Origin of the sequence: uncultured Aquimarina sp. (genome assembly GCF_947492965.1) — a bacterium.
Lineage (GTDB): Bacteria > Bacteroidota > Bacteroidia > Flavobacteriales > Flavobacteriaceae > Aquimarina.
In genome coordinates this window covers 1-1,556 of sequence record NZ_CANLOZ010000026.1, presented here as the reverse complement: position 1 = coordinate 1,556, position 1,556 = coordinate 1, and the positions used below count along the sequence as shown (strand labels likewise).

The 1,556-nt window shown below is 41.3% G+C and carries 1 protein-coding gene; it reads left to right on the top strand.

The annotated features are described in order from the left end of the window. Positions 1-1,556: DUF11 domain-containing protein (locus tag Q1B37_RS24160; RefSeq protein WP_299903335.1), on the top strand; the 1,556-nt coding region annotated here is incomplete at both ends.

Genomic DNA, 1,556 nt, shown 5'->3' with positions numbered 1-1,556 from the left:
GATGTAGTAGAGAGTGGCGGAAATGCTCCAAATGGCGATGAGGATGGAGATGGTGTTCCTAACTGGCAGGACGATAGTGATGATGGTACAGGAGATGGTAGTACCACGGACTATACCGACAGTAATGGTGATGGAGTCCCTGATGTATATGACAATGATGGAGATGGTATTCCGAACCACTTAGATTTAGACAGTGATAATGATGGGTTGTACGATGTAGTAGAGACAGGCAATGGTGCATTGGATACAGACAATGATGGTCAGATCAATGGTAGTGTTGGTACGAATGGTATTCCAGATGGCGCAGAAGATGGCGGTGTTGATGGGGCAGGGGTTAGTGGTACCCCAACGGATACGGATATGAATCCAAACGATGGTCCTGATTATTTAGATATCGATTCGGATGATGATGGTATAGTTGATAATATCGAGGGTCAGACAACAGGTGGTTATATTGCTCCTATTGTAGATGATCCGTTAACCCCATTAGTTGATGAATCCGATACAGATGGTAATGGAGTGAATGATGCTTATGACACCAATGGTACAGCTATTGACCCTACCAATACAGACGGCGCAGCTGATGGCGCAGACTATATAGATACAGATTCCGATAATGATGGAGAAAGTGATACGATAGAAGGATATGATACCGATGATGATGGTATTGCAGATACTCTCCCAAGTGGTAATGACAGTGATGGAGATGGCTTAGATGATAATTTTGATACAGATGATGCAGATCCTGACCCTACTAATGGGGGACAGACAGCTACTAATCCATTCCCTAATACGGATAACCCTACTACTCCAGAACCAGATTGGAGAGATACGGATGATCTTGTTGATCTATTTATAATAAAAACTGTGGATGATGGTACACCAGATGAAGGAGGAACCATAAATTATACGATCACCGTTACTAATAATGGGGCCCCAGCAGCAACTAACGTTGTCTTAACAGATGTATTACCAGCAGGTGTTACCTATGTAAGTAATACTCCAAGTCAAGGAATTTATGATGATAGCACCGGACTATGGACAATTGGTACAATTAGTAATGGATCCTCGGTAAATATAATAATCGAAGCTACAGTCGATGCAGGTACCAGTGGAGATACGATCACCAATACAGTTACTTCAGTTACCTTAGATCAAACAGATAATGATATAACTGCAGATGACCTTAGCGAAGACATTATAGTAAATAATGAGGTTGATTTAGTAATTGCTAAGACCGTTGATGATAGTACTCCTGATGAGGGAGACACTATAAATTATACCATCACAGTTACTAATAATGGTCCAGCTAGTGCTACTGATGTATCTTTAACGGATGTATTACCAGCAGGTGTTACTTTTGTGAGTTCAACACCAGCAGCAGATTATAATGCAGCTGTAGGAGTTTGGACTATTGGAGACTTGTTAGATGGTGATATTGCAACCTTAACTCTTACTGCAACGGTTGATTCAGGTACCAGTGGAGATACGATTACCAATACAGTTACTTCAGTTACCTTAGATCAAGTAGATAATGATACCACAGCTGATGATCC